23 protein-coding genes are annotated in these 24,765 nt (G+C 41.3%); 5 read left to right on the forward strand and 18 right to left on the reverse strand.

The genetic code is table 11. The features are described 5' to 3' along the window. Nucleotides 1-22 precede the first annotated feature (22 nt). The 5 genes from QEP08_RS12315 to QEP08_RS12335 all read right to left on the reverse strand — a co-directional run bounded on the left by QEP08_RS12315 (nt 23) and on the right by QEP08_RS12335 (nt 4,194). Nucleotides 23-943: a TIM barrel protein gene (locus QEP08_RS12315; RefSeq protein ID WP_285058411.1), complete on the reverse strand. Its 921-nt coding sequence runs from the start codon at nt 941-943 to the stop codon at nt 23-25. A gap of 103 nt (nt 944-1,046) precedes the next feature. Beyond that, nucleotides 1,047-1,688, reverse strand: a complete 642-nt coding sequence (locus tag QEP08_RS12320) for a DUF6266 family protein (RefSeq protein ID WP_285058413.1) — start codon at nt 1,686-1,688, stop codon at nt 1,047-1,049. 721 nt (nt 1,689-2,409) lie between these two features. Next, nucleotides 2,410-2,796 carry a hypothetical protein gene (locus tag QEP08_RS12325; RefSeq protein ID WP_285058415.1) on the reverse strand — a complete coding sequence of 129 codons (387 nt, stop codon included), beginning with the start codon at nt 2,794-2,796 and terminating at the stop codon, nt 2,410-2,412. A 255-nt stretch (nt 2,797-3,051) separates the two neighbouring features. Beyond that, nucleotides 3,052-3,702, reverse strand: a complete 651-nt coding sequence (locus tag QEP08_RS12330; protein WP_285058416.1) for a DUF6266 family protein — start codon at nt 3,700-3,702, stop codon at nt 3,052-3,054. Nucleotides 3,703-3,804: 102 nt separating this feature from the next. After that, a complete protein-coding gene (locus tag QEP08_RS12335) occupies nt 3,805-4,194 on the reverse strand; it encodes a hypothetical protein (RefSeq protein WP_285058417.1) in 390 nt (129 codons plus the stop codon). Nucleotides 4,195-4,595: 401 nt separating this feature from the next. Between QEP08_RS12335 and istA the strand changes: the two genes are divergently transcribed. The 3 genes from istA (at nt 4,596) to QEP08_RS12350 (ending at nt 7,249) form a co-directional block, all read left to right on the forward strand. Then, nucleotides 4,596-6,125 carry an IS21 family transposase gene (istA, locus tag QEP08_RS12340; protein ID WP_285058419.1) on the forward strand — a complete coding sequence of 510 codons (1,530 nt, stop codon included), beginning with the start codon at nt 4,596-4,598 and terminating at the stop codon, nt 6,123-6,125. Between the two features lie 5 nt (nt 6,126-6,130). After that, entirely contained in the window at nt 6,131-6,916 is a 786-nt protein-coding gene (gene istB, locus QEP08_RS12345; protein ID WP_285058420.1) for an IS21-like element helper ATPase IstB, read from the forward strand. Nucleotides 6,917-7,006: 90 nt separating this feature from the next. Next, a complete protein-coding gene (locus QEP08_RS12350) occupies nt 7,007-7,249 on the forward strand; it encodes a hypothetical protein (protein ID WP_285058422.1) in 243 nt (80 codons plus the stop codon). An 11-nt stretch (nt 7,250-7,260) separates the two neighbouring features. Here the strand turns inward: QEP08_RS12350 and QEP08_RS12355 are convergent, their stop codons facing one another. The 12 genes from QEP08_RS12355 to QEP08_RS12410 form a co-directional block, all read right to left on the reverse strand. Then, nucleotides 7,261-7,875, reverse strand: coding sequence for a Crp/Fnr family transcriptional regulator (locus QEP08_RS12355; RefSeq protein WP_285058423.1), 615 nt, complete (start codon nt 7,873-7,875; stop codon nt 7,261-7,263). 149 nt (nt 7,876-8,024) lie between these two features. Beyond that, nucleotides 8,025-8,420, reverse strand: a complete 396-nt coding sequence (locus QEP08_RS12360; RefSeq protein WP_285058424.1) for a hypothetical protein — start codon at nt 8,418-8,420, stop codon at nt 8,025-8,027. Between the two features lie 171 nt (nt 8,421-8,591). After that, a complete protein-coding gene (gene tnpB, locus QEP08_RS20880) occupies nt 8,592-8,915 on the reverse strand; it encodes an IS66 family insertion sequence element accessory protein TnpB (RefSeq protein ID WP_349019036.1) in 324 nt (107 codons plus the stop codon). 12 nt (nt 8,916-8,927) lie between these two features. Then, entirely contained in the window at nt 8,928-9,896 is a 969-nt protein-coding gene (locus QEP08_RS12370; RefSeq protein ID WP_285058427.1) for a hypothetical protein, read from the reverse strand. An 88-nt stretch (nt 9,897-9,984) separates the two neighbouring features. Continuing rightward, complete coding sequence (locus QEP08_RS12375; protein ID WP_285058429.1) at nt 9,985-10,422, reverse strand: hypothetical protein; 438 nt, start codon at nt 10,420-10,422, stop codon at nt 9,985-9,987. Between the two features lie 45 nt (nt 10,423-10,467). Then, a complete protein-coding gene (locus QEP08_RS12380; protein ID WP_285058431.1) occupies nt 10,468-10,917 on the reverse strand; it encodes a MauE/DoxX family redox-associated membrane protein in 450 nt (149 codons plus the stop codon). Nucleotides 10,918-10,929: 12 nt separating this feature from the next. Continuing rightward, complete coding sequence (locus QEP08_RS12385; RefSeq protein WP_285058433.1) at nt 10,930-12,018, reverse strand: TlpA disulfide reductase family protein; 1,089 nt, start codon at nt 12,016-12,018, stop codon at nt 10,930-10,932. Between the two features lie 11 nt (nt 12,019-12,029). After that, nucleotides 12,030-13,319 carry a TlpA family protein disulfide reductase gene (locus tag QEP08_RS12390; RefSeq protein ID WP_285058434.1) on the reverse strand — a complete coding sequence of 430 codons (1,290 nt, stop codon included), beginning with the start codon at nt 13,317-13,319 and terminating at the stop codon, nt 12,030-12,032. A gap of 182 nt (nt 13,320-13,501) precedes the next feature. Then, entirely contained in the window at nt 13,502-14,899 is a 1,398-nt protein-coding gene (locus QEP08_RS12395; protein ID WP_285058435.1) for a RagB/SusD family nutrient uptake outer membrane protein, read from the reverse strand. A 4-nt stretch (nt 14,900-14,903) separates the two neighbouring features. After that, nucleotides 14,904-18,491: a SusC/RagA family TonB-linked outer membrane protein gene (locus QEP08_RS12400; RefSeq protein ID WP_285058437.1), complete on the reverse strand. Its 3,588-nt coding sequence runs from the start codon at nt 18,489-18,491 to the stop codon at nt 14,904-14,906. A 277-nt stretch (nt 18,492-18,768) separates the two neighbouring features. After that, complete coding sequence (locus QEP08_RS12405; protein ID WP_285058439.1) at nt 18,769-20,163, reverse strand: FecR family protein; 1,395 nt, start codon at nt 20,161-20,163, stop codon at nt 18,769-18,771. Between the two features lie 194 nt (nt 20,164-20,357). Beyond that, nucleotides 20,358-20,654: a GIY-YIG nuclease family protein gene (locus QEP08_RS12410; protein ID WP_285058440.1), complete on the reverse strand. Its 297-nt coding sequence runs from the start codon at nt 20,652-20,654 to the stop codon at nt 20,358-20,360. A gap of 286 nt (nt 20,655-20,940) precedes the next feature. Between QEP08_RS12410 and QEP08_RS12415 the strand changes: the two genes are divergently transcribed. Then, nucleotides 20,941-21,948, forward strand: coding sequence for a PDDEXK nuclease domain-containing protein (locus QEP08_RS12415; RefSeq protein WP_285058441.1), 1,008 nt, complete (start codon nt 20,941-20,943; stop codon nt 21,946-21,948). Nucleotides 21,949-22,273: 325 nt separating this feature from the next. Next, nucleotides 22,274-23,683 (forward strand): carboxylesterase family protein, encoded by a 1,410-nt coding sequence (locus tag QEP08_RS12420; protein ID WP_285058442.1) that lies wholly within the window; start codon nt 22,274-22,276, stop codon nt 23,681-23,683. Between the two features lie 339 nt (nt 23,684-24,022). On the opposite strand, the gene QEP08_RS12425 is transcribed toward QEP08_RS12420, so the two are convergent. Further along, nucleotides 24,023-24,592 carry an RNA polymerase sigma factor gene (locus QEP08_RS12425; RefSeq protein WP_285058443.1) on the reverse strand — a complete coding sequence of 190 codons (570 nt, stop codon included), beginning with the start codon at nt 24,590-24,592 and terminating at the stop codon, nt 24,023-24,025. Nucleotides 24,593-24,765 lie beyond the last annotated feature (173 nt).

A 24,765-nucleotide genomic window follows, 5' to 3' on the forward strand; every position in this document is an offset into this window, starting at 1 on the left:
CCTTTTCAATATCAATTTCGCATTACTTGTATTGCGCCAATACCCGCTCCAGCAAGACTTTTGTTTTCCTGATCCCCTCTTCTTCAGACAAGCTGTCACCTTCCCACTCAATCCCTACAATACCCCTAAAGCCACTGTCATGAATGATTTTGAACATTCTGGTATAATCAATATCCGGTTCCTCACCCTTCTCATTAAACTTAAACGTCTTGGCACTGATGCCCTTAGCAAACGGAACAAGATCCTGAACCCCCTGGTACATATCATACTGCCGCTCCGCACTGATCCGGAAATTCCCAAAATCAGGCAAAGTTCCGCAATAAGGACTATTCACCCCCTTCATCACGTCCGACAGCCACTTACCATCAGAAGAATAGCCGCCGTGGTTCTCCACAATTATATTGATCTTATTCTTCTTTCCATACTCAGTAAGCCTGCCCAGCCCATCTATAACCGCGGTCTTTACATCAGCTTCAGAACCCTTCCCTGCAGCATTCACGCGGATGGTCAAACAGCCCAGCGTCTTAGCCGCATCAACCCACTTATAATGATTTTCAACCGCCTTAGTTCTGGCTTTCTCATCCAGATCACCAAGATCCCCTTCACCATCTATCATGATCAAATGATTTTGGATACCCTCATTTTTTGTAATCGTCAGGAGTTCTTTTAAATAAGATGCGTCCTTCTCCTTCTTATTGAAAAAAGGGCTCACATACTCAACGATATTTATTCCAAAATCATTCTTAGCCTTCAGCGGAAATTCCAGATTGGTCATCTTTCCACCAAAAAGCGCCTTATGAAACGACCATTCTGCCAGGGAGATCCTGAAAAATTCTTTCTTCCCCATTGCGATCGCATCAAACGGAATTACTGATCCCAAACCAGCCGCAGCAGCCAGCATTCCCATATCTTTAATAAAATTTCTTCGGTCTTGTGTTTTCATTTGTTGTTTAAAATAACATTTAGGTTTATCGGCACCCTGGTTACAGATGCCAATACCAAGATAGGAACTTAAAATAAAAAACACGTTGTATCATTTATAAAAACTACTGCACCTCAAACATTCCCAGATACACACTCGTACTTACCCGGTCACCTGCAGCACACACAAAATACATATACGCATGCACCTCATCTCCCGCAAACGTAGCCGGCAATTGCAAAAGCGTCTCCATATCCCCGCGACCGGCCTCACCCTTAAAAGTAACAAATGCCCGCTTTGAAGGATTGTAAACAATAACCGTTGCCCGGTCTGTCGCAGCGCTATAAATCGACTCCGCAACATTTTGCCAGCTCATGTAAAGCAGCTGGTCGGAGAGGCAAACCATCTCCCTGACAAAAGAACCCAGCAACTCACCTATACTGAATATCGCCTTCACGAAATCAATCGCAAAATCAGGAGCCGCACCCACTACCGCCTCCTTCAAATGATACGAAACTGCCGCATTTAAAGGCGTCTTTTTTGTCTTGACCAGCTGATACCCAATATTGATCAGCCCCAGCAGGGGACTCAGCCAGTTCATCACCAAAGCAAACCGCAACCGTTGATTCACCTGTGCATCCGACCAGTTTACTTTAGAAGTATCCCCGGCACTCCTTACATAATCAATACCCCGCCAGCTCGCACCAACCACCGTCCCTACCTTTCCACTAAAAGGCCCGTTTATTCCATTCTTATATCTTGCCATTTTATTTAAAATTTAATATGTCAATGAACTTTTGCAGCAGCTCTCACAGCCGCCTGCGGATGACCGTCCCTTTAGTACCTCAACCAATCCGAGTACCTGCTAATCGTCCGCTTATGCCTTAACCTCCTGAACACACCAACACCTTCCCTGCCACCATCCGACGATGTATTGCCCTCAATCGTCTGAACCCATTCGCCTCTAACCATCTCAACAAACCCACAATGACCTATCCTTTTCAACTCCGGGAAATAAATCCCAAACACCAATCCCTTCCCCTCATTGCAACTTCCCATACCCTCATTGCGGGCCTTCCTCACGTCATTGCGGGCCTTCCTCACGTCATCTCGAGGGAAGTGCAGCGACGAGAGATCTCTTGAACCATGCCTAAACAAAAGAACCTGTCCCGACCTTGCGTCGGGAACCCGTACCACTCTCGCCTCCGGAAACAAAGCCGGAGACCATGCCGTCCGCGGCTCCCTGTACCCCGCCTGCCCAAAACACCAGGACACAAAACTCGCGCACCACGGTGCCGGGACCTTAATCCCAGTATAAGCCAGATATTCCAGCACCCGCTTCCCGCCGTTCTGCCCCACTTCACGAACCCCAATCTCCCCCTGCGCTGCGCGGATGACAGCTCCTGCCCCATCGCTAATCTTTTTATCCTCGTCATTGCGAGAAGCCCTTCGCGACGCGGCAATCTCCCGGCTTCCTACCCCATCCCCTACAACACCGCCGCCAGGCAACCCACTGCCGAAAGCAACAACAGCGCAAACGATGCAAAATAAAAACCCAGTTTTTGCCATAAAACCAACCTGTTAAAATGTAAAACCATATCACCGAAAGCCGGCAAACCCATACTTACCCAAAACCTGCCCAGCAACCACCAGCACAAACCAACCGCCAGTAAAAAACTGATCAGCGCCAGCAGCACCAGCAACCAAATACTCTGGTCAATAAAACCTGAGGTCTCATCCAGTAGCCTCATCAGCTCCGGGCTCACACCCCACAACAGCAACAACCCACCCAGCAGCGTATGCTCCTTTTTTACTCCCGCACGAACTCTTCTCATCCGTCCCGGTATACCTAAACCCATATTTAAACTTTTCATAACAGTCTCTTTTTATACACCATACTTTCCCACTCGTCCTATTAAAACGATCGTCCTATTAAAGCGACCGCAAGCTAAAGCGATCGTATTATGAACCCGCTCGTCATATTAAAGCGATCGTCATTGCGAGGAGCCTTTTCGGCGACGAAGCAACCTCCTCCTTGAATGAGATTGCTTCGTATCCCGATGTGAAATCGGGACAGGCTCTCGCAATGACGAAACATTTAAAACGAACCGCTCAACACTGCAACTTACCTACTGCACTACCGTCGCGTCCAGATAAACCGAGTCAGAAACAACCTTCCCGCTCGCACTCACAAAAAACGCCCAGATATGAACATTATCACCCGACCACGTCGCCGGAACCACCATGTCATAACTCTGTGCCGACCTCAATGCCGCACCCACCTTCTTTGCAAAACTCTGCTTAGCCGGATTGTACACCACAAAAGCAACCTTATCTGTACTGTTCGTATTCAGCGGATCAGCAACATCCGCATTATTCAGCCAGCTAAAATCCAGCTGCGCATCCACAGTCGTCGCCACAACGATCTCCGGCGCATCCAGCAAATTACCCTTGCTCAATACAAACTCCGGATAATCAATCGAAATCGAAGGATAAACCCCCGTCACCGCATTCGCGATGTTCAATCCAAAAGCCGCACTGTCCGGCGTCTGCCCAACACGATAAGCCTGAAAACCAATCCTGATGATATCAGAAACCTCACGCGAAAACTCCCTCATCAAAGCAAAAGTATCCCTTTGCTTCATCTGCGCCAGCGTCGGCGGCTTACTTGACTTCTTCGGCCTGCTCCGCATCACATCAATCCCATTCCATGTCGCACCAACAACACTACCAACCAATCCCGAAAACGAACCCAGGATCCCTTTTAAATACTTACCCATTCTTTATAAAATTTTATTGTTCTTTTTAACAGTCCTCACATGAGACCATTATACATTCCATGACACTCAACACTCTTTACCTCATATTCACCCCCTTTCCATTTACTCACCCTTCCCTCTTGTTTGACCACAGCATTCAAAAGACACCAACCTTCTGATAGCCCGGTCAAACTCCGCCATGCCTCCGTCCCAGCTAAACGCCGTAAACGTCCCATCCCCCTCATACTTTGCCCATACATTAATCGCCACAACCCCGTTCAGACACCATATCTCCAGCAGCCATACATCACCCTGCAAGTCCTCCAGCTCAAACCAGCTCTCCTTACCACCATCCGCATTGATCGCCAGCCTCAGCTGCTCCAGACAGGCAACCAACCTCATCCCTTCCAGCATCCGCTCAATCCTGAACTCCATACCATCACTCTTAAAAACAACATTCGCAGTACCCTTAGCCCTGACAAAAACACTTATCTGTAATTTCTTCTGTATCATATTTATCGTTTTGATAATACAAAAATAGCCCTCTTTGCAGAGAGCTATTGCCCGGTACCGGAATGTTTAAATACTAATTTCGGGATGCCGGAAGTCCAATAAAAGGCACCCGCCTGTCAAAATTGGAGGCCGCAAATTGCGACCTCCAATTTTCCAGCTCTGCTTTATCCATTAAACACTAATTTCGAAATGCATCATTTTCAACTTTCAACAATAACCTGTAATGCGTCCATGTCAATTCGCCATGCAGTGCGTGACGAATTGGTGTAAGCAGCAACTTTGTCTCACCAGTTTTTAGCAATTAAAAAACATCAGTTTGATGGTGACGAATTGAAAAAAAAGCCACAGTTTAATTGGTGCGAATCAAAAATCCTGTGGCCATACATAAAAACAAGGTTTATATGTGGTATAAAGTTAAAGAATTATTTGATACAGGTCTGAATATAAGTCAGATCAGAAAAGAGACAGGCCTTGACCGGGGTACTATTCGCCGGTACCTGCATATGGACGAGCAGTGCTTCCATGAATGGATTAAGCGCCCGCGCCGTTTGCCAAAGAAATTGTCAGAGTACCATACCTTCATCCGTAAACGACTGGAGGATCAGCCTTATCTTTCTTCAGCTCAGATCGAAGACCGGCTCAAAGAGCATTTTCCGGACTTGCCGGTTTTACACAGCAAGACGATCTATAACTTCGTGAAGTGTATCCGTGAGCAGTACAAGCTGCCTAAGGATACCGAGAAAGCCCCGCGGGACTGCCAGAAGCTGCCAGAGACTCCTTATGGCGAACAGGCACAGGCGGACTTCGGCCAGGGCTTTGTACAGACGGCTGCAGGGACAAGGGTAAAGGTGTACTTCTTTGCCATTGTACTGAGCCGAAGCCGCCACAAGTATATTTACTTTCAGGACTTTCCCTTTACGACCGCCACGGCAATATATGCCCATGAGCTGGCTTTTGATTACTTCAAGGGCATTCCCAAACAGATCCTTTACGACCAGGACCGGGTATTTATGAAGTCTGAGAACCTGGGCGACCTGCTGCTTACAGAGGGCTTCAGGGCCTTTTGTGCCAGCAATCCTTTCAAGGAGGTCTTTTGTCGTAAGGCAGATCCCCAGAGCAAAGGGAAAGTGGAGAACGTGGTCAAATATGTGAAGCACAACTTCATGCGTGGCCGGGAGTTCAAGTCCATCGGTCTGCTCCAGCAGGAATGTGAAGCCTGGCTGAAGCGTACAGGCAACGGTAAAGTCCACAGCGGGACGGCCAAAGTCCCTGCTAAGGAATGGGCCATAGAGCGTAAACACCTGTTACCATTAACTACTGCACCGGCAAAGCCCAGCCAGACATGGCCGGAATATGCGGTACGTAGGGACAATTGTGTAGTCTATAAAGGCAGCTTTTACAGCCTTCCCCCGGGAACCTATCAAGGCCAGGGCACTAAAGTGCTGATGGAAGTAAAAGGCAACAGCCTTTGCCTGTACAACACGGCTAAGGAACGGCTGGTCCAGCATGTGATCTCCACTGAAAGGGGAACGCTTGTACAATACGAGGGACACAAACGCAAAGTCTCTGCCCGGCTCCTGGAGACAGAGAGACAGCTTCTGGAGGTGCTCAAACACCCCAGAGCTGAAGACTACCTGTTGATGATCAAACAGGACAAGCCCCGGTACTACCAGGACAACCTGAAAGTCATGCTCAGGGCTGTTACAGGTTGCCACCAACAGTTCATTCACCAGGCGGTAGATATGTGCCTGGACAAGAACATCCGCAATGGAAACGAGTTCGCCAGCATCCTTGAGATCCACAGGAAGCAGGATCCTATGTTTTACAGTTATGATCCTGCCGGCATTGCCATACGCTCTGCTGCATATATGGATCAGGACATGACCCCAGAGATTAGCAACATCAATTTTTATGACTCATTATTCAACTAACTTTCATGAAAAACATCCAACAGATCAAAGACTACGCAGATCTATTAAAGCTGACACAGCTTAAGAAAGCACCGGAGGACATCCTCTGTACGGCCCAGGCAGATAAACCCGGTTACGGGGAGTTCGTCCTGCAATTGCTGCGCACAGAGGTCAATTACCGCAAGAAGACAGACATGGACAAGAGGCTCAAACTGGCCAAACTGCCCAAAACATGCGACCTGTCACAGTACGATTACAGTGTGACCAATGGTATCCTGAAAATGGAGCTTGAAGGTCTCAGGGAACTCTTATGGATCGAGCAGAACTTCAATGTGATGCTGATGGGCCCTTCGGGGACAGGGAAGACCTTCATCGCGGCCGGACTGGTCAACGACGCCATCAGAAATGGCTATACAGCCTACTTCATCACTATGGCCGAACTCAGTACAGTGCTAACGGTTATGGATGTCAGCAAAAATGCTGAAAGTACCTACAACCGTTTGCTCAAGGCCGATTTGATTGCCATTGACGATGTAATGATGTTCCCGATCAACAAACAGGCAGCAATTGCTTTCTTCAACATGATCAACAAACTACATGAACACACATCGTTTATTATTACCTCCAATAAATCCCCAACGCAGTGGGCAGAAGTACTGGAAGACCCGGCCCTGACCGGTGCCCTTATGGACAGGCTACTGTTCAAAAGTCAGACTTTCCTGCTTCATGGTTCCAGCTACCGCATGGACCACAGGCAAAGTATATTCCCTGACCAAAGACAGGCATCAGCAACCGGGAGGGAGACAAATTGACTACTTACAAAATGTTAAAGAACGTATCCAGGTTAAAACCTATTCAACCTGAGGGCATTGACAACTATTTTTTTGCTAAAAAGTGGTGAAATGAGATTGCTAAAAATTGATGAAAATAAATTTGCTATTTACATTGGAAATGGCTATAAAATCTCTTTTACATTCTTACTGACTCATTTCACAAATTCTATGATACAAAAAATAGCCCTTTCGCTAAAGGCGCATGGCGCAGACCCCGCCTGTCAAAATTGGAGGTCACAAATTGTGACCTCCAATTTCCCAGCTCTGCTTTATCCATTAAATACTAATTTCGGGATGCCGGAAGTCCAATAAAAGGCACCCGCTTAGCTATTTCCAAGAGTCGACTTCTTGACCCCCAAAAAAGCACATTTTTGCTCCCAGGTCAGCCTGCCCTTCAAGTTTGGGAACTTCTGTTCAAAGGCCTTCAGCCTTGCAGTCTTACTCTCCATCAGTAAAATATCTGTCTGCATCATCCTTCTGCTGATTTGCTCATTTATTATTTTCTGCGTTAGCAGATAAGCAATAGTATGCTTTTCATAGATTCCGTCCATACAGAAATTGGTGATGCTCACCAGTTCCGAATCCCCGATCAGCATGATGTAATAATCATCATTTGGCAGTCTATCCTTAAACTCCTCATAAAGCACAATAATGCTTCTGTCTTCCCAGATGTAAAAGATCTTCATCAGGCCACTTTTAGCGTCTATGGTGTACAGTATCGCTAAGCCAGTATGCAGGTAATGGGCCTCGCTGACCAGACAATCCGGTTCCAGCAGAATACTGCCCGACATCCTGGATCTTGGAGTCAAGGCCCCCGGGGCCATCAGCGCATCCTCCAGTTCGTCAATTTGACTGTGCAAACCTCTGAGGTAAGTTACAGTCGCTACTTTCAGTTCATGTTTTCTTTGATCCGTCAATTTAAAGTGTTTTTTCTTCATCAATAGTATTTATTAAAGATTATATACTGGGATTTTACCAAGCCATCCCGGGCTTCAATATTTTGCTAAAACGGTTTTAGTCCATAAAAAAAGACCGCCGGTGAGCGGTCTTTCAGGTTATCAGCTGTAAAATAGATGCTTTCATTTTTTTATATGTCCAGCATCTCCCTCATTCGGTCTTTAGACAATTCCGTGTAAAACACGAACAGGTCTTCCAGGTGGCCCTGCAATGAGGCAATACCCACATCCAGCATGAAACCCTTCATTCCCTGTTTCAATTTCTCCTCTTCCTTCTCTATCAGGCCCAGTTCCAGCATGTACAGGCGCTGCAGCATGTTGCCGCATTCAGCTTTCAGGAACAGCAGGTAAGAATGAACAGTAGTATCATCGGCCAGCAGGTGCACTTCCAGGATACCCTTTATCATGTCTTTCTGCTCCAGGATATATTTTTCCTCCCGCTTGATGTCGTAGGGCTTACCCAGTTCCAATGCTGTTATGTACCTGTTAAAGTAACCCAGGTCTTTTAAGTATATTTTAAGATTCATCTTATTTATTTACATCATTTATCAAAATCCTGGTCTGCGCCAGCCAAAAAAATTACCACACCCTTTCCTTCTCCACATTCAGTTCGGCCAATTCTTCTGTTGTTACTCTGTTTTTGTTCATATTTTGTTTTTAAGTGCCTCTGTTTATTTAAGTTCAGCAGTTTACACAATTCATATGATTGCTGTTTTAACTGATCGCACCACCCCCATTTCCGCCAGTTCGGCTTTCATCGCTTTGGCCTGTGTTCCGTAAAACTCCATAATACTCTGGCCTATTTGATCGGTACTCAATACTTTAACTACATTCTTAGTGCCCAGGTAAAACAGATACGCTTCATCTCGTCTAGGCATATGCCCGGTTGTTTTAACCACTAGCTTGCTTAGACCCAGCATTCCCAATCTACCGTCAACAGGGTTACGGAATGCCTTTAATTTGCGATCACCGATGATAGATCGGAATAGTGGGTTAGTCGTTAATTTTAAAGTTGTATTCATAATTTTTGTTTTTTACTTCTGCAACTTGTACAACACCATCTTGGCGTTATACAACACATAAAGCGTATCGTTACTGGCCAGTACAGATTTGTAAGGTTTCTCCTTGTACTTATCCAGGTAAAAGCTATCCTTATATTTACCATCACTTAACCTGTACCTGTCTATTACGCTATGCCTGTTAAAATCACTTCTGCTTTCGTTATCGGCGCGAAGCGCTGACACCACATACAAGTATTGACCATTGATAAAACTTTCCTTGTTCACTTTTACTCTGGCTTTGCCAGGAATAATCTTACCTTTCCCTTCTCCTTCATCCAGTACTTGCTTCTTGACGTTTATAAAAGAAATTGTATCAATGGTCTTTCCGGCAAGCTTCACACTCAGGTTCGTATCAATCAGGTAAAAACGGTTCCGAAAATATTCTACATAGCTTAACAATCCAGCTTTCTTGTCATAGTGCAATACCCCATCACTGGCCATTCCCAAATCATCATGCTGTCCCTCTATAATATCCGCTTCCTTTATCACTTCGCCTCTCACTGTACTTATCTTTCTGAAAACCTGCTTTTTGCCCGAAGCATCAAAAACCCGGATGATTAATGACGCCGGTGACACCTGCACAGACTTGGTAAACACGCTGCCTTTAATTTCTGTGCGGCTCAAAGCTTGGTCTGGGAATCTGCCATGAATAACTGCTTTCAGATTGTTCATATGCAGGTACAGGTTTGGTGTATCAATGGTAATTGCAAAAGGAACAAGTTTATCTTCCGGTGCTGTTAAATTAATGCCTATCGTATCTTTCTTTAACAGGTCTTTGCTTACCATCAGGATGGATTTTGGCGTTTCACCTGTAAGGTAAATCTGGTTACCGGAGATACTCCAAATCTTGCTCAATGGCTCAACAAAATCTTTTTCTTTTAACAGCTTAAGTTCAGAAGCAATGATATGGCGTGTAAAGCCATTATTATGCTTATTGGGCATATCGGTACTAACATATAGACCCATTAGGATAAAAAAGACCAAAAGACTAATCAACAGCAACCGGAAGATAACTTTATTTTTCATCTATCTAATTATATTTACAATGCACTTGCCATACCTCATATTGTGCGTAAGTTCCTTCCAAATTATAATAAGGTTGTCCGGGACAAGGGCCTTCAAAGTTTCCGCCTGTCCAGTACTCGTCTGGAAATATCTGAGCACAGCAAAAAACATCTCCACCGCTACATTCAGCGACTATGAGATCGTCAGTTATATAGTCATCAGGATTCATATCCCATACATGGGCTTTGTAAAATTCAAACGCTTCTGCATAGTCACAGCTAGTAGTGGAACTGATAGTTTCAGGAGAGCTTGAGCAAAAAAGTTTAAATGTAACGGGACCTTTAAAACATCTCAAGGATTCCAGGTTATTCTTTTTTCCTGTAATAGCTTTGTTTGACATTAAGGTTACCCCTATAGTCGCCAGTGCAACTATTAGCGTAATTGAGTTTTTGATTTTCTTCATAATTTTAGTTTTTTAAATAGTTAATTCTGTTAAATAAGCACGCTTTCAGATCAAAACCTCCTTTCTTCTAGGGATGGATAATGTATTTGTTATTAAAAGAATAGCAATTGCAGCCAGGAGTGTAAACCCTGCATTAAACCATAAATGTTCTGACCATGAAAACTGGCTCACAATACCCCCACAGCTGCAGGGTAAATCGTAGGCATAGTTTAACATCATCCATACATAACCTGTGAACAGTGCCATCAGGCCAAAAGAGAGGCATAAGCCAATCAACTTGGTTCTTTTGTATACCAACATCGCTCCAATAAGCATTTCCCCTGCGGGTAATATCGAACTGATTAAGCTAGAAAGGTGTTCTACGAAAGGAGACTTGTCTAATTGAGATTTGAAGGTACTGTAATCAAACATCTTGTTTAGTCCCGTATAAAACCAAAGTATCACAAAGAGTATTGTTATGGCCTCAATCAATATTTGCTTTGTTACGATTTTCATGTGTAAATGTTACTACTTTTCTTTCTTTAAAAGCTCCTCAATGATTTCATACAAATCCGTACGAAGACGCTTATCTCCTGATCTTACGAATTGATGTGCACCCGTTTCCCTAGTGAAAATATCCGTTTTGAGAATTTTACCTTTTTGATCTATCAGTATATAACCTGGTATTCCTGCTATTTCAAAAATGCTTTCGCTGGCATTATCGATGTTATCTAGACCATGATCCCAGGGAGTTTTATCTTCTTTAAGAGCGTTTTTCCATTTTTTAGCATCTTTATCAGTTGATACACCAATGATATTAAACCCCCTTGCATGAAATGCTTCATAAGCTTTATTAAGTTTTGGGATAGCGGCTCTACACGGGCCACACCAGCTCGCCCAAAAGTCGATTAAAGTATATTTTGATTTAGACGCCAGATCGTGAATTGATTTTTTATCGCCATTAACTGTAGTTATGGAAAAATCAGCAATTATACCTGGAGCAGTCTTTAAACCTTTTTTAATTCCATTAACACGTTCACCTAATTTCAACCCCCAATAACTTTTTTTTGCTCTATCTGTTAAAGCATTGTATACTAATCGCAACTCATCATTACTATAGTTAGCTGAAATCCTCAAAATCAAATCTGAAACATACAAGGAGTTGGGATGCTCATTAACAAATCGCTTTAATACACCTATTACATCTCCTTTTTGTTTATTTACGGAATCTTGCAGAGCTCTTAGCTTAACATATTCCTCATGTGGCTCCGATCCTGTTAGAATAAGATTCTGCCAATTCTGTACACTACCTTGTATCTGTAGCGTAGAATTTATTAACCAGAATACATTGCTGGCAGCATTCCTTCCTATTTTACTTACTTTATTTACAGCTGTATCCAGTTTCAGAAAATAGAAATTTGTACCACTATCAACATAACCTTTACACATAAATGAAGTTCCTTTACTAACTGCTTTAATAGTGTCTCTAGATGATGAGAGCAAGTAAATTGTAGACCCATCTTTTAAGCCCTCAATATTTCCATTTAGTACAAACCCTCTTTTATTTTGCGCATAAGCTCCTGTAATTATGCAAAGCATAATCAGTGCTATTTTCATAAATTTCTCCATTATTTACTTTTTTGAATGTTATTCCTTTTTGCCAGATGTTCTTTTACTAATTTTTCAAGGCCACCTTTGTTCTCCAAATCACCATTGTAATGCAAAAGTTTTCCCTTCTCATCAAGCAAAAGCAATTGCGGTACGCCAAAAAAATCATAGGTATCAAAAATCTGTCTGCCTTGTTGGCCCTTGTCTCCGCCCAATAAAACTAGCGGCCAGTCAGCACCAATTTTACCATATATCGCCTTTATTTTACCTAATTCGTTCTTCTGAAACTTTCCATTATCATAAAGGCAAGCAGATATAACCCTGAATCCTTGATCTTTATATTTTTCATATACTGTCTTAATTTCTGGCATTTTTAATATGCAGGCAGCGCAGTATATATTCCAAAAATCAATAAGAACTAAATTATCTCTAAATTGGTTTAAATCAACTTCATCGCCTTTTATTGATTTTGCATTAAGGCTTAAAGGTTCTTCTTCCAGTCGAACAATTTTTTCAAGATAGTCGGCTTCCTTTTGAAAGCTTTCAAAGCTTGTAGCTTTTAATAAATCAATCAAATGTTTAATATCTTTGCTATTTAAACCTAAATCTGCTTTAAATCTGAGTATTTCTTTAAAACTCTGACTAGTTCCACTGTCACCATATCTCGTAACAAAGGCAATGATTCTTTCAAAAAATTCGTCAATATTAAATTTCTCATTTTCAGAATCTCTCCAGCGTTGATTGCGGATTTGATTGAATTGGAATCTTAGTGTATTCTTTTTAGCAGGTTCCTGGAGTTCTGTTGAAAGTGATACTTCCTGAAAATATTTTTGTGATAGTTCCTTCCATTGTTTTTTCGCGATCGTATCCAAGGCTATGAGATATCTTTCCTCTATTGTCGCCAGTGCGCCATTACGGAGATTTACAAAATAGGCCGGTTCCATTAGGCAAGTATTTACTAACCATTGAAACCTTCTTGGATCATCCGGAAAACGTCTCCAAAATTCAATTCCCCAATCTCTGAGCATCCTTCTAAAGATCTCATCATAAATATTTTTACAAATTAAAGATTCCCGTCTTTTAGCTAATAATCCCTGTTTATCGCCATTTATCTGTAAATCTACTTGTATTGAATCTGGAATCTGGATTTCTTCCGGACCTGCCGCTAGCGAGATAGAACCCGCTATGAATGTTTTCTTTGGCATTGTATCCCAATACAAATCTGCCTCGCTTTTTACAGGCGAATTTTGGGCGTTTGTACCCATCAACGCAGAGAGTAAAAATGTCATTATCAGTGTTAATGTTTTCATTGTTTATTTGTGCTCAAATGTCTGTTGATTCGAAATTTTTGGCATGCCAATGGCTTGATATTCTCATAACTATGTATGAGTACCTCTTTCGTCATTCCAAGGGATGAAAAGGAACTAAGATCTCTTGAAAAATATCTAAACAAGAGATCTCTGAATTATCCTTATGGTGGTTGTATGTAAACTTATGGCCAGCCAGGATTTTGTTGCATCCCTGTCATTGCGATAATATCCTGTGGAATTGGAAAGGCATATCTATAACTACCAGGCTCCAAGGTATATGTCGTTCCGCCTATCGTACGGCTAAGTGTTACTTTAAACCTGTCATCTAGATTTAACCTCTTTAAATCGCTCCAACGCAAATTCCTTAGAATAAACTCCTTCTTCCTTTCTTCCAGAATAATTCGAAGCGCATCGGTTTCACTTGTAGCATTTCTGTCAACATACTTTGTACTGCCATCAGGGTTTTTGGCCCACCTTGTACGTATTAGATCATTAAGATCTTTCATAGCCAAAGTCAGATTCCCTGTTCTTGCATAACATTCTGCTCTAATTAAATAAATCTCATCAGTTGCAATGCCACAAAAGAGATCAGATGCAGTACTTCCATAAGTACCCTTAAATTGTATTCCTGCACTACTTGTACGGAAATATCTTGTTTTTCTAAGATCATTCTCATTGTACAAATCAAGCAGATTTTGCTCAATCAAATAATTACCTCTTATGTCGGCCAGGAACTGCGGTAAAAGATTTACGAACTCAATTTCCGTATTATTCCCGATAAAATTTGCGCTAGCAGAAATGATGTTGAAATCTAACAATCTATTTTTAACCTGTAAGTATTCATTGCTATATTTTAACGCATTAGTATAATCTCCCATGATCAGATAAGTCCGGGCCAAGAGTCCTTTTACTGCATTTTTTGATGCTCTTGATAAAAAGAGAGCATTATCAGGTAAAAGATCTTTTGCCATCAATAAATCTAAAATGATCCGGTCATAAGTCGCCTTAAGAGAAGATCTTGTAGAAGGAATACTAATATCGGAGGACAACCTAAGTGGAATCCCCAGCAATTCTGCTGCTTTTTCCTTTTCATATGCAGGAGCGTATACTTGCGCAAAAAAGAAAAAAAACATAGAGCGAATGAATAAGGCCTGCCCTTTAATATTCGCTAATTCCTGCGGACTCTCATTATTAACTTTTGCCAATTCATCGAGAACTACGTTTGTAATAGCGATTTTTTTATAGTCCGAAGACCAATAAGAATTTGATAAGTTACCCAAATAAGGGTTGTTATTTGACCAGGTATAGATATTTTCATTTTCCCTTCCCTTATAAGTATTCCATACTGCATCTGTATAATAATGTCCATCTGCAGCAATCTCTTGAAAGGAACCTCCAGTAATGTTAATATTATTAACATTATCTAACATTGCTTGAAAGTCTTTTACAGTTGAAGGCACAGCCTGGCTTTGGTCTACTTTAGCTTCCAGCCACGCCTTTTTGCATCCATACAAGCTACAGAAAAAAATAAAAGCAATTGGGAACAGTAAGTAAGTCCGTTTTAAAAATATACTTTTCATATTTTTATAATTTAAAATTTAATCCAATAGCCCAGTTACGAGGATTGGGAATATTATTGTTACTAATAGCATCAGGATCGATCCCTAACTTATTAGCCCTCCATAGTAAGCCGATGTTATTTGCATATAAAAATATATTTGCCGACTTAAATGGGAGTTTTTTAAAGTTTATGTTGTTGATATCAAATGCTAATTTTAAATCTTGTAATCGTATCTGATCACCCCGCTCAACTAGTATCTCTGAATATCTAGTAAATGATTCATAGCGGCTGTCCTGAATAACCGGCATAGAAGGAACGTTTGTAATTAATTCGTCGCCCGGTTTCTTCCATCTTTTTGCATAATCTTCGTGACCACCCCACTGTCCTAAGAGTCTAGCATAATCTATAGAAGGTCGACGGAAATAATAACCAAATTTATATACCAAATTAAATGTTAAGGAAAGTCCTTTATAAGACAAGGTATTGATCAGATTTCCGAAATATGGTGCCATTGCTCGTCCATGATAAACCAAATCTTTAATTTTCATATTTTGTTCAGATCCAGTATTACCTATTGCATATAAATAAGGAACTTTTTCGCCATTCACAACCCCCATAGGATTTCCATTCACGGGATCCAACCCACCCCATTTGTAGCTATAAATGGTATATCTTGGATCTCCTACAATTGGATTTAAATTCGTCACCCTATTGGATACACTAGTTGTAAGAATGTTTTGTATTTGATAGTCAGTCACTCTGTCAATGTTCCAACTAAATGATAAGTTTGTATTTAATTTTATGGCGCTATTTATTACCAAGGCATTTACGCTGAGATCAATCCCTTTTACTTTAACACTTGCGTAATTTGTATTGTATTGAAGAAATCCAGTGGTTTGATCTAACAATATAGCACCAATAAGATCATCCGATTTTTTTTCGTAAAGATCTATTGCACCAGCAATTCGGTTACCAATTAGACCAAAGTCTAATCCTGCATTTATTACACTTACTTTTTCCCATGTTAAACCCGGGTTTGGTGGATTGGTTAAGCCTGCAGATTGTTGTGAATTATTATATATGCTAGAACCACTGCTATAGATGATAGTAGGTAGAGATGTAGCTCTATTATCTAGATTACCATTATATCCATAGGTCAATCGTAAATTTAAAGTTGATAAGCTTTTCAGATTTAAGAATTTTTCTTTAAGTAGGTCCCACTTCACACCAGCTGACCATAAAGGAACGTACCGTAAATTTGCTTTTATACCAAAGAAATTACTGGCATCGATACGTGCACTTGCTGATATTGTATATTTATTGAATAGACTATATGCAGCATTACCGTAATAACTTAAAAATCGATTTAATCTGCCACTGAAACCTCCTCCATCAGAGATGGTACTACCAAAATTACCCGGCCGAATTGTGTATGCACTTTTATAATCCATATTAGTGACATAGGTTAGTTTATCTATGTCATAACCGTATTTTTTATTTTGATTGTAACTATTTAATGATTCTTTAGCGTCAAATCCAATTATTGCGTTAATTCCGTGAATCCCCCATTGTCTATTTACAGTAACTACACTTCGTATATCCCAACTTGTGCTATTTAATTGACTATAATCAAGAATCCCACCATTAGGAACAGGATACTGTGGCATCCCTGTTGAATTTAAAAACATAAAAGTGTTGATAAGACTCCTTGTCGAATACATTTTAGTACTATTATAATTATTAATACTAGTTATGCCTTTTTCATATTGCCCTTTGAACCTGACACTTATTCCTTGGATTATTGTATATCTTAATTCTCCTCCAAAACGAGCATTGAACGAATTAGTAATATTATTCCCATTTTTAATTTCGTCAATTGGTCGATAATGCCAGTCTAGTAGTCCTTTGGTAGTAATTGTATCTATATAAGCAGTTCTTAACCGCGTTGGAACATGAAGAGGATTACCTGCATTATCAGCAAGCATAGTATAAGGTGCCATTGCGTTATTTCCATTAGCTAAAAAACTACTATAGCCGACTCCGTTATTTTCATTGCGGATTTGCGTATATGAAATGTATGTATTCAGTTCCAAATTTTTAATTGGACGATAGGTATTGTCCAATCGAAGTGTAAAGCGATTCCCGGCATCTCCTATGCTTGAAGAAAGATTCCTATCATATCCCATTGAGCCATAATAAGCCATTTTATCGCTACCACCGCTTACATTTAGATTGTATTGTTGATTAGACGCCGTTCTTATCAAGTATTTATTAATGTCATTACGAACATCATGTTTGGCTAATTGTGCCAATTGACTTTCAGCATCAGCCTGGGAAAGAGCACCCCTTTTTTGAGCAAGTAATATTTCGATTGCTTGCGGCACCATAGGGTATGTGTAAGTTGAAGTAAAAGGACCATTATACGAATCATAATAACCTGTAGCAAATAGATTTCTTTGGTAATCGATTACATCAGCCGAGGACATAATATTTGCTTTGAACAATTCTGGTTTCGAGATGATATTTAAACTACTTACAATATCAACTTGGGTATGTTCATTATATTTTCCCTTTTTTGTTGTAATAACAATCACTCCATTAGCAGCTCTGGCACCCCATATAGATGCAGCGGCAGCATCTCGTAAAATTGTAATGGACTCTACATCATTAGGATTGATGTTTTTCACTGATACAATAGGTCCGAGATCCAATATAGATTCATCATAAGGAAACCCATCAATCACTATCAATGGTTTTGCATTTGCATTTAAAGTACTTAAGCCTCTAATAGATATGGAACTAGCACCAAGGGTTTCATTTCTGAGACTATTAGTTTGATTTATTATTCTATCTAAAATATTAGTTGAAACTCCACGGTTAATATCTTTGTTGCTTAGTTGAACAAAACTTCCAGTAGCCCTTTCCTTATTCAATTCCTGGTAGCCCGTATTATACACCACCTTAACCTCCTCCAACTCACCCGTCGCCACATTTAACTTAATCTCCAACGGCATCACCGCATCCTTCAAAGGCAGTTCCAAAGTCCTAAAACCCACATAAGAAATCAAAAGAACAGCATCATCAGCCACCCCTTTAATCTCGAATTCCCCGTTCTGGTTAGTATTGATGACAGTATTTTTCCCTTTTACCCGGATACTTGCGTTTGGGAGCGGTTTTCCGTCCTGGTCTACCACACGCCCCCGCACCTCAATCTGTTGAAATCGGGCAATAATCTTTTCCAGGTAAGATTTCTCCTTCGGTTTAAAGCTGATGTTCCTTTCATCAAGGCTGTATTCCAGGTTCTGGCTGTTACTGATCACATCCAGAACATTTTTCAGTTCGGTATTTTTGAAGTTGACATCAAGTTTGGTTTGCTTGTCTATCTTGTTTTCGGCATATACTACGTAATAGCCGGTTTGTTTCCTGATCTCCGTAAAGATCCGTTCCAGTGTTGCACCCTTTTTGCTGAAGGTGATCTTCTGTGCAAAACTGGCAGCGCTTACCTGCATCAGGCAGGTGGTCATTATGATAACAATCAATTTCACAATGAGTAATATTTTGGGCGGCAGCCAGGGTTGTGACAGCCGCAAGTTAAAAGCAGATTTTTTCATTACTTTTACTTTGGGTTTAAGTTAATCGGGAAATAGTTCCAACAATTGTTTTAGGGTTACTTAGGCCCGCCTGCCGGATGGTGTTGGTAGCACCATTCGGCTTTGTTCCTTGCCCTTTTTCTGTTTCTGCTAACTTCGCTGTCGTAAATGTCTTGTCATTTCGTTCGTTTTTTGGTTTATGGTTTAGTTGACTATCACTAAGGGATGATCAGTATCCTTTAGCCAGGCTGGTAAGGCCCTTGTCGTTTGCTGTTATTTTCGGTTATCATTCTCTATCCTATTCGCTTACAGTTATTTTTCTTCCGTTCAGTCTAAATTTCACCGCTCCTGTATTCTCAAGGGTATTCAGTATCCGGCTCACATGGTCATACCGCGATACCGTTCCCCCAAGCGGCACTTTTCTCAGGCTTTCCTTTTCATAGGCAATTTCCACATTATACCATCGGGCAACCTGCCGCATCACATCTTCCAGCGGTGTGGCATTGTATATAAACAAGCCATCCTTCCATGCCACGGCCTGCTCCGGATCCACCTGGGAAATGATCAGCCTTCTCCCCGTCAGCTCCGCCTCCTGTCCCGGCTTCAATACCTTGTCATTGATCGCTACACTCCCTTCCAGCAATGTGGTCTTATTGGTTCCTCCATCGGCATAGGCGTTAATGTTAAAATGCGTGCCCAGCACCTCTACTGTTTGGCTCCCTCTACCCGGCAATGCCGCAGTCTGAACTATAAAAGATTGCTTCGCCCTTCGTTCCCGAAATGAATTCGCGACAGGCTCTCGCAATGACTTCGCGACAGGCGCTCGCAATGATTTCGCGACAGGCTCTTGCAATGACGTGTAGGAAGTAGCCACTTCAAAATAACCTTCGCCGGTCAGTTTCACATTTCTTGTTTTGCTATTTACAAAATTGGATGGAAACTCAAGTTTTGAGTCGGCATTCAGCCAGACTTTTGTACCGTCAGGAAGAGTAAATTGATACGTCTGCCCCTTAGCAGTACTCGCCGTCAACATCTGCGCTGTCGCGCCGGCTTCGCCGCCTTTTCCGTTAACACCCTGCCCGTCATTGCGAGGTATCGAAGCAATCTCATCATGGGGTTGCGCAGCCTGTCCTGAGCGAAGCGAAGGATCCCCTCCTCGCAATGACGATGGGTTTAGTTGGTCGTCATTGCGAGGAGCATTTCGCGACGAAGCAACCTCCGTTCCATCATCGTATACCAAGCCTTTTTCACCGCCCACTACAACCCCGCTCTTCGCATCACTCAATTCTATAACCTTACCATTGGCCAACGTTATCGTCGCACCGTTCTTACCCGGCGCAATGTCATTCTGTGCTACGTCATTGCGAGGAGCTTTTCGCGACGAAGCAACCTCATTCATATACATCCACGTTCCCAGGGTAATCGCTGCTACCGCAGCCGCAGCGATAAGACCTGTCATTCCTGGCTTGATCCGGAACCCAGGCCACAGCTTCACTTGCTTAGCTGACTTTTGCTCACGCTCAGCAAGCACATTCAGCCACACCTCTCTGCTAATCTGTTCAAAATCTTCAGCACTGAGCTCACTTCGCTCACCCATATGGGTTTCCAGCAACCACTTATCAATCAAGCGCATCTCCTCCGGCGTACATGTGCCGGCTTTATATTTTTCGATAAGTGCTTTCGCCTCTTTCATATTCTTTGTTGTACTTTTTATCTGCGCTTACAAATACAGGACGATCTGAAATAACCGAGTGGGTACTCCACATGAAAAAAATAATTAGGCTTGTGAACTTTCTCTTTTAATGGCACACTTTGAGCATGTTTGATGGCACAATCTATTTATCGGTCGTCATCCTGAATTTATTTCAGGATCTCGGACAAGCTAGTTTAGGGCTCAATACTATCAAATAAATCCTCCCATTCTGGATTTGTGGAATTGATTAAGTTGACTTTCCAAGACCTTCGCCAATTCTTTATTTGCTTTTCTTTAACAATAGCTTCCTCGATTGAGCTGAATTGTTCAAAATACATTAATCTATCACAATTGTATTTTGCAGTAAAAGAATCTGGATTGTGCTTTTCCTTATGCTCTTTAATCCTGAAATACAAATCAGAAGTTACACCGGTATATAATACCGTATTAACTTTATTGGCTAAAATGTATATACAACCACCTCTGTCCATAGATGTTATTTTAGGTCCAAATATAATAATTGGTTTTACTCTTCCGAGATCCTGAAATAAATTCAGGATGACGTGTGCCGCTAAAAGAGGATATAGTGTGCCATTAAAAAAGAAAATTCACAAGGCTTGTGATTTATGTCACTTTATAGAGTTTGACTGGGCACTTTTTATAGAGTTTGATTGGACATTTCAGATAAGACATTTCAATGATGTGCGTTGAATACCAAACAGCACTAATCAATCTGGACTATTCTGCTTAATTTTGTTTAACAAGATTCAACATAACATGCTAGAACGTCAATTTGCAGAAGTTACAGACATCATCAAACAATCAAGACTTAAGGCCGTCAAATCTGTCAATACTGAATTAATTAACTTATACTGGAAAATTGGCGAATATATAAGTGATAGAATTGATTCGGCTGGATGGGGGCAGTCGGTGGTAGATCGGCTTGCGGAATATTTAAAGAAAAGGGAACCGGAATTAAAAGGATTTTCAAATAAAAACCTTTGGAGGATGAGGCAATTTTATGAGACTTATAAGAGTTCCCCAAAACTCTCAGCGCTGTTGAGAGAAATTAGTTGGTCACATAATTTATTGATTTTTTCAAGATGTAAAACCATTGAGGAACGAGAGTTTTACTTAAAACTAACCAAAAAGGAAAATTATAGTTTCAGAGAACTTGATCGACAAATTACGGCAGGTATATTTGAAAGAACAATGATTGGAAATCTAAAACTCTCAACGGCGTTGAGAGAAACTTATCCGGAGATAAATAACCTGAAGGATAGTTATGTCTTTGAATTCCTGAACCTAATTGAGCCACATAGTGAAAAGGAATTACAAAAAGGATTAATTCAACAGATGAAGTCTTTCATCCTGGAATTGGGTAGGGATTTTATCTTTATAGGCCAAGAATATAAAATCATGGTAGGCAATAGTGACTTCTACATTGATTTGTTGTTCTTTCATAGAGGATTGCAATGTCTGGTAGCATTTGAATTAAAAGCTGATAAGTTCAAGCCAGAACATTTAGGACAGTTGAACTTTTACTTAGAAGCGCTTGATAGAGATGTTAAAAACAAAAACGAAAATCCCAGCATCGGTATATTATTATGCAAAGACAAAGACAATGAAGTGGTAGAATATGCGCTAAGCCGCAGTCTTTCGTCTACAATGGTTGCAGAATATAAGACACAACTGCCCGATAAAAGCTTACTTCAGCAAAAATTACACGAATTGTTTGACACTAATAATCTAGAAGGTTCAAATGTTGTTACTGATGCTGACTAAGCGGCATGTTATAGTATACGCCCGACCAAACTCTATAAAACGCGCTCAATCAAACTGTATAAAGTGACAATTTACATCTTTTGATGGCCCATTTTTACATTGCTTAAAGGCCTTATTATAAATTTGGAGATTTCGGCAACATTTATCGAAATATACAGTACAGGAAGGGAAACCCCAAGAAACTCCATCAATGTATTAAAGTGTAAAGTGTTACTTAAGTATTTTCCCTAAATTAGTTAACAAATCTTACCAAATACAATATATGTTTAGGAAACCCAATCCTTACATGGTGTAGAGACAATTAAACCAGGTAAAAAAAATAGCTATGAATAAGAATCTCTATACCCTCGGAATATTTTTTTTATGGTTGACCGTTGCTTGCGGGCTATTGCAAAGTTTCCTTGCCTTTGAACTTGGCCCAGGAATATACCGGCTGGACTCAATTGTAATATGGGTTATCGGGGTAAGTATCATTTCAACTATTGGATCTGTATGCTTACTAAAGTATTTTCATTACCGTAAATATTGGTTTGTATTTTATGCAGCAATTGTTGCATTAATAACACATGTCTGTCATATCGCCATCCTCAGTAGTATTTTATTGTCGAGGCAAGGGGCAAACTACTACAGGGCTATGGCTATTGTTTATTTGTGCGCTACAATCTTATATGCTATAAGTCTTATATTTTCAGGCGGCAGAAAAACAATCTGGTTAAAAATTGCAGGAATATATGGGCTTTTTATCGCTCTTATTTTACTGTCAACAATTATTTGGGGGGCATCAATACAGCCGGGGTTGTCAGAAAAAATTACGCTATGGGTCTCACTGTTTTCAAACCTGGTCCCTGTTCTGTTTATAATGCAGCTCAAAACAGAGATTGAATTATTAAAAACAGAAAATGTGGATATCCCAATGAAGGAATCTGTTGCAACTACCTTAAGCGAGGTAAAAATCGCAGCTGGTATAATTACAGCTCTATTATTAATGCTGATAACCTATCAATGGCATTCGCAGGCATACTGGGGAAAAAGGAATTTCGAAAGTACTAAAGCGCTGGCCCGACTCTTTGAAGCCCGCACCTATGTGAACAGTAAAGGAGATACGTTACGATATCGATTATTGAAACCCTTGAATTATGACTCTAAAAAGCGCTACCCTTTGGTGGTATCGCTGCCTTACGGTGGCCAACCGGGGACTGATACTATAAGGCAAATTGAAGGGGCCGCGGCAGCCGAGATACTATCAACCGAATCAAATAGAATAAAATACCCCGCGTTTATTTTTGTGCCGAATTGCCCGGCAGGATCAGGTTGGGGAGGGATCCCCAATTATCCTTCGGTAGACACATTGGTTTATAAAGCCATTAACGCGCTGGATACCGCTTTTTCAATAGATGCTAAAAGGCGTTATGTTACGGGTATTTCAAGAGGTGGCTATGGCTCGTGGCATTTTATCTGCACACGCCCGGATATGTTTGCTGCCGCTATACCGGTTTGTGGGGGAGATGATCCAAAACTTTCTTCAAGAATTGTAAATGTTTCTGTATGGGCATTTCATGGTGCCAAAGATCAGAACGTTCCGGTTAGCGGTTCGCGCGGCATGATTGAAGGGATGAGAAAAGCCGGCCAAAATCCCAAATATACAGAATATCCAAATGAAGGGCACAACATCTGGTACCAGGTTAGCATTACACCAGGCTTATGGGACTGGCTTTTTGCTCAAAAGCGCGATTAACCCCATTAACTATTTTAATGCGGGCACTAACCATATAAAGTGGGTAGTCTACCGTTCCTGATATAGGCCATTAAACAATAGAAAAATGGGCCATTAAAAGATATAAATCATAAGGCTGTAGTTTATTGTCACTTTATAGACACAGCCGCCTCTATCCATTACTTTGCCTCTCTAATCCGGGATGCTGAGATGAACTCAGCATGACGAATGCACAACAACTCGTCATAATGCGACCGGCCCAATTGGTCAGACGGCGTCTGACTTTTTTGGATAACAGATAAAAGCCCTGGATATATAATCCCGCCATTAAACATTGCAAACCCCATCAAAAGATGCAAATCACAAGGAGATTAAGCCAAATGCAACCGGCCCCAGCCGTCCCCTTAATGTCTTGAGCGCACGCTTCATATGTGTTTCAACAGTCTGTTCAGATATGCCCAGTTTATCAGCAATTTCCTTATTACTCATAAAGGCATCTTTACGAAGCAGGAAAACTTCACGCATTTTTTCCGGCAAAGCCGCAATCTCCTGATCAATCAACCTGGCAATATCTTTCTCCCGGACCAGATGGTCAGCACCATCACCCCGCTCTTCTATCATCTGTTGAAGCCTGGCAATATGCCCCTCATGCATCACCTGGTGTTTATAGCTATCCCTGATCTTATTGAGCACAATAGTAAAAAGATAGCTGCCCAAACTCACCACCTCAAGCCCAGCCCGGCAATACCACAACTGGACAAAGACATCCTGCAAAATATCCTTAGCACCCTCCCGGTCATTGATCTTCTTATAAATGAAATTCAGCAGCAAAGGCTCATACCGCACAAAGACCTCCTCAAACGCCGCATCATCCCCCTGCTTCAGCAAAGCAACCAGTTCCTGATCGGTATAAGAGCTATAGCCTTTCATCGTTTTTTATGAATTCCCCTATATAAAGATAACAATAAGTTAATGTAAACTTATACTAAATCAGCGACATAACGGTAATTGCACTTCTAATTATTTGAGACTTTAGTCGCTAAAAGCGTTTAGAAATACTATAGCCCTTGTATCATCCGCAGTGAAACCGAGCTCAAACAGAG

The sequence above is a fragment of the Pedobacter ginsengisoli genome (assembly GCF_030244015.1).
Classification (GTDB): Bacteria; Bacteroidota; Bacteroidia; order Sphingobacteriales; family Sphingobacteriaceae; genus Pedobacter; species Pedobacter ginsengisoli.